Below are 4,712 nucleotides of genomic sequence, written 5' to 3' on the forward strand. Positions count from 1 at the left end.
TAGTTTGTCTGTCAGGAAATAATTTAACTCCAATTACAAAAATAAAAATCGCCCATATTAGCCAGGTAACTATTGCAGTTAGTCCAGACATTGCAATAGCTGTTTTAATAATGGTATTAGCTGCTACTGCGCCAGCTATACCATCTAGGATCATTATAATACCAGCAAAGTATATTGATGCTTCTCCAAAATTTTTATTATCCGAATAAAGAGTTTTGTCTAATTTAATTGACTTAAAAATTATATTTAAAAATTCAGCAAACATTAATTTTTTTTATTTTTATTTTTTTGAGCCTTATAAGAAACAATTAATGGAAATATTATTAAAGCAATAGCAATGATAATGCAAACTGCTATTAGAAAACTTTTAGTCATTAGAATTGAAAAGGGGAGCTGAAATTAGCTCCCCCTTAGTAAATTTTAGCCTTTTACAACTTCTCTCGTATTTGCGTTGAAAGACTCTTTGAATGGAATATCCACCACTACAGCATTTACAGGTGTTCCTGGAGTTTCTGAATATTGTTCTGGTAGATGAACTTTATATTTAGTTCCTACTTTTCCTTTTGGAAAACCATTTGCATTCAACGTTCCATCGAAAGGAACATATCCCATTGCAATGTTTGTTTTCTTTTCAGGGTGCCACCATGGTGATGTTAAAAATCCTACTGGATCTCCACCACTTTCAGGAGAAACTAACCAAAAGTCAGGTGCATAATTATCAATAGGTTTACCACCTAATTCCATACCAACCAGTTGAAGTTTGTAAGGTTTTTTTCCCGCTTTTAATTCCTCTTTCATCTTTTCTAGTGCAGCCTTACCGACATAATCAGCAGTTTTGTTCCATTCTCCTTTTCCAGACAAAGAAACTTGATAACCTAAATTACATTGGAACGGATTGTGTTGTTGATCCATGTCTTGTCCCCATGAAAGTATACCCGCTTGAATTCTTCTGTGGTGAGCAGGAGCAATAACCATTAAGCTGTGTTTTTTTCCAGCCGCAAGCACAGCATTCCACATATCTTCAGCGTACAAAGTAGAATTTCTTAGATAAATTTCATAACCAGCCTCTCCTGAGAAACCAGATTGTGAAATTACAACATCTCTTCCTCCAACCTTAGCTTCTGCTAAGCCGTAGAAAGGCATATTATCAAAATCAACTTGATCGCCACATAGATCTTTCATCAATGCTTTTGATTTAGGTCCTTGTATTTGAACTGGACTGACATCAATTTCTTCAATAGTACAATTAAACCTTCCATCAGCATTAACACCTTGTAAATACATTCCAATATCAGAGTCTGATAATGAAAACCAAAACTCATCTTCTGAAATTCTTAGAAGAATTGGATCATTTAAAACTCCGCCATAAGCGTTACACAAAATCACGTATCTTGCTCTCATTGGAGAAATTTTTGTTGCATCTCTAGTGATTACATAGTCCGTAAATTTCTCTGCATCTGGACCCTTTACTCTTATTTGTCTTTCAACAGCAACGTTCCACATTGTTACGTGGTTTACTATCGCATCGTATTCAACCATAGCTCCACCATCTTCAGGTTTTACATAACCTCTTGGATGATAAATACGATTGTATACAGTTGCTCTCCAACAACCTGCCTGCATTGATAAATGCCAATAAGGTGACTTTCTTACCCTTGTTGAAATTAACATTTCAACTTTTGTTGGCCCACTTTGTCTTAAATTGTATGGTACTTCTCTATCTGATTGATCAACAGAAGTAACATGTTTTAATTTAGTATAGTCAAATTCATTAGACATAACTATTCTCCCTCAACCACTTGTTAGTTTCCTTCAAGCCGCCGAATGTATAAATGTGGAAGTTATCAGTATACGATTTAACTTTCCCAATTAAATCATTAGGGTCTTTAGGTTTCAATAAATCCAATGCCTTACTAAAATTAGATTTAAGAAAGTTTAAGGAATTTTTTGCCCCTACAATATTAGCAAATTTAATTAAGCTAGATATTTTTAAAGGCCCAGTGATTCCCACATGCACTGGTACGCTTTGCTTAGAAATAAAATCTATAATAGGCTGAGGATTTAGCAACCACTGTGTTACAATATAATCAGCGTAAGGCTTTTTATCTATCATAGCTTTTTCTAAATCTGAATCGGATATATCAGGACTCCCCTCTGGATGTCCAGCAATTCCTATTTTCATTTTTTCAAAATAACCTGTCTCCAAAAGTTGAAATGAACTATCAAATTTACCTGCCGGTTCTCTCCCTCCTCCAATAATTAAGGCCTGCTTTACGCCTCCATCTTTGCATCTAGAAACATAATCTTTAAGTTCTTTTTCATCATACATTGATCTAGCAGGAAAATGGGGTACGGGGTTAAATCCTTTTTTTACAAGTTCTACTGCTTTATCAGCAGTTTCTCTATAATCACCCCCAGGTAGCATTGTTATATAAATATCAGACAATGCTGGAACTGTATCAACATCCGTTTTAGGGCCTATTTCCAATGAAAAATTCATAGGGAAGATCTTTATTTATTTTGAAATATGAGTCTAGAAAATTCGATTGAGACTAATTTACTTTTTTAACTGACCTCTGTGCTTTTGAATTCGCTGTCCGTACTGCTGAGTTACTCTATCAAAGATAATTGCTAAGGCTACGATTGCTAAACCATTCATCATTCCAAGAGCTAAATATTGGTTAGAAATAGCTTGTAAAATAGGGACTCCTAAGCCTTTTACACCTATCATTGAAGCAATTACTACCATTGCTAAAGCCATCATAATCGTTTGGTTAATCCCAGCAAAAATAGTTGGTAGAGAAAGTGGGATTTGAACAGATCTTAATTTTTGCATTGGTGTTGCCCCAAAAGCTTCGCTGGCTTCTAAAGTTTCTTTATCAACTTCTCTAATCCCTAGATTTGTTAATCTTACAATAGGGGGGAGAGCATAAATACATACAGCAAGCAAACCAGGCACTTTACCAATACCAAGAAGCATAATGATTGGAATTAAATATACAAAGCTTGGAATAGTTTGCATCATATCTAAAACAGGTAAAATTGCTTTTTCTGCTCTTGCTGATTTTGACATTAACACTCCAATTGGAATTCCCACAACAATGCAAACTAATGTAGAAACGGAAATGATTGCAACTGTAGCCATACAATTTTTCCACATTCCAAAGTAGCCAATTACCAAGAAACAAACCACTGTACCAATTACAAGCTTAATACTTCTTGATCCAATCCAAGCTAATAAAGCAAATACACCAATTACTAAAGGCCATGGACTGTTTACTAATAATTTTTCTAACCAAATTAAAAAATGTAACAGTGGATCAAAAAAACCCTCAATCCCATCTCCATAAGCTCTTGAAAATTCTTTGAAACTAGAGTCAATTCCTTTTTTAAGCTCTCTAAGAGCCGTTCTATCCATTACAGGAATTTTATTAAAGAAGTCCATAATTTTTATTAAATCAAACCCGCCGAAGCGGGTTTGATAATATTTTTAATTAAAGTGCTTTTTTGATTTTTTTTGCAGCATCACTTGAAACCCATTTACTCCAAACGCTCTCTTGAGTTTTAAGGAATTCAATTGCAGCATCAGCACCTTCTGCTTGGTTTTCACCCATCCAAACTAACATACCGTTCATAACTGGACCTGGGTATGTTCTCTTCTTAAAGTATTCCATACCAGCACTTCCAGCTGTATTTTTGAAATTGTCAGTTACGATTGTGTAAACTTCAGATTTTGTCCATGAAGTTGCTTTAGGGTCTCCACATTCTTGTTCTGGTAAAACTATACATTTATCCCAGTTATCTTTTCCACCCCAAGCTCCCATATCTACAGCTCTCATATCATATTTACCAATGATAGCTGTTGGTGACCAATAGTAACCAAACCAGTTTTCACCTCGCTCAGCAGCTTTAGCAATTGAACCATCTAACCCTGCAGCAGAACCTGTTTCAACAATAGCCCAACCTTTTGCTTCCATGTCAAAAGCTTTGTAAAGATTTCTATTACTTAGCTCACAGTTCCAACCTGGAGGACAAATATGAAAACCACCTTTTGATGGATCTTCTGGATGAGGAAACAGATCTGGTCTTGCTAAAATTGCTTCAGCAGTTGTTAGCTCTGGATGTTTTTTAAGTGTGTGAGGTAATACCCACCATCCTTCACCCAAACCAGTAATCGGCGCTTTATTAAGTGAGTGCATTTTTCCTTCGTCAACAGCTTTATTTAAAGCGATGATAGCAGCGTTAGCCCAAAATTCTGGAGCAACATCTGGCTCACCTTTTTCTTGCATAGATGTAAAAGTAGGCATTGTAGCACCAGGTACTAATTCTACTGAACATCCATAACCTTCTTCTAATATGATCTTATCAACTTCAGCCATAAAGTTTGCTGAAGCCCAGTTCATATTAGCGATCGTTATATTTCCACAAGCTGCATTTGCAACACTTCCAAAAGAAGTAAGACCAAACACAACAGCTAGTGAAAGAAGTATTCTTTTAATCTTCATTATATCTCCCAACATTTGATTCATTTAAAAGTTAAATTGAACATATCGAAGCTAATAATGCAAATTTAATTCAACTAATAGTTGAAGTAAAATTGTCTTTAACTGACCTAAATTTTTGTTTAGGGTTTAAAGATGACTTTTTCTGCAAAATTTTTTTCTCTTATGTCTTTAAACTCATCACTAGAGGCACTTTCGTCTCCAACATAA

General features: G+C 35.1%; 4 protein-coding genes and 1 pseudogene. All 5 read right to left on the minus strand.

Annotated elements, in window-relative coordinates:
* Positions 1–265 (minus strand): annotated as a pseudogene (locus ACTTBL_RS06535) (hypothetical protein); the annotation flags it as partial.
* A gap of 155 nt (positions 266–420) precedes the next feature.
* Entirely contained in the window at positions 421–1,779 is a 1,359-nt protein-coding gene (locus ACTTBL_RS06540) for an aminomethyl transferase family protein (RefSeq protein WP_440644123.1), read from the minus strand.
* Positions 1,772–2,500 carry a methylenetetrahydrofolate reductase gene (locus tag ACTTBL_RS06545; RefSeq protein WP_440644124.1) on the minus strand — a complete coding sequence of 243 codons (729 nt, stop codon included), beginning with the start codon at positions 2,498–2,500 and terminating at the stop codon, positions 1,772–1,774. The genes ACTTBL_RS06540 and ACTTBL_RS06545 overlap by 8 nt, the downstream gene beginning before the upstream one ends.
* Positions 2,501–2,557: 57 nt before the next feature.
* Positions 2,558–3,445 (minus strand): ABC transporter permease, encoded by an 888-nt coding sequence (locus tag ACTTBL_RS06550; protein ID WP_440644125.1) that lies wholly within the window; start codon positions 3,443–3,445, stop codon positions 2,558–2,560.
* 49 nt (positions 3,446–3,494) lie between these two features.
* Positions 3,495–4,505 carry a glycine betaine ABC transporter substrate-binding protein gene (locus ACTTBL_RS06555; RefSeq protein WP_075536413.1) on the minus strand — a complete coding sequence of 337 codons (1,011 nt, stop codon included), beginning with the start codon at positions 4,503–4,505 and terminating at the stop codon, positions 3,495–3,497.
* Positions 4,506–4,712 lie beyond the last annotated feature (207 nt).

Origin of the sequence: Candidatus Pelagibacter sp. HIMB123 (assembly GCF_052048195.1) — a bacterium.
Lineage (GTDB): Bacteria > Pseudomonadota > Alphaproteobacteria > Pelagibacterales > Pelagibacteraceae > Pelagibacter.

Bases quoted from the DNA above. Each gene is read 5' to 3' on its own strand.
- ACTTBL_RS06550 (WP_440644125.1), bottom strand. From the start codon at position 3,445: ATGGACTTCTTTAATAAAATTCCTGTAATGGATAGAACGGCTCTTAGA.
- ACTTBL_RS06555 (WP_075536413.1), bottom strand. From the start codon at position 4,505: ATGAAGATTAAAAGAATACTTCTTTCACTAGCTGTTGTGTTTGGTCTT.
- ACTTBL_RS06545 (WP_440644124.1), bottom strand. From the start codon at position 2,500: ATGAATTTTTCATTGGAAATAGGCCCTAAAACGGATGTTGATACAGTT.
- ACTTBL_RS06540 (WP_440644123.1), bottom strand. From the start codon at position 1,779: ATGTCTAATGAATTTGACTATACTAAATTAAAACATGTTACTTCTGTT.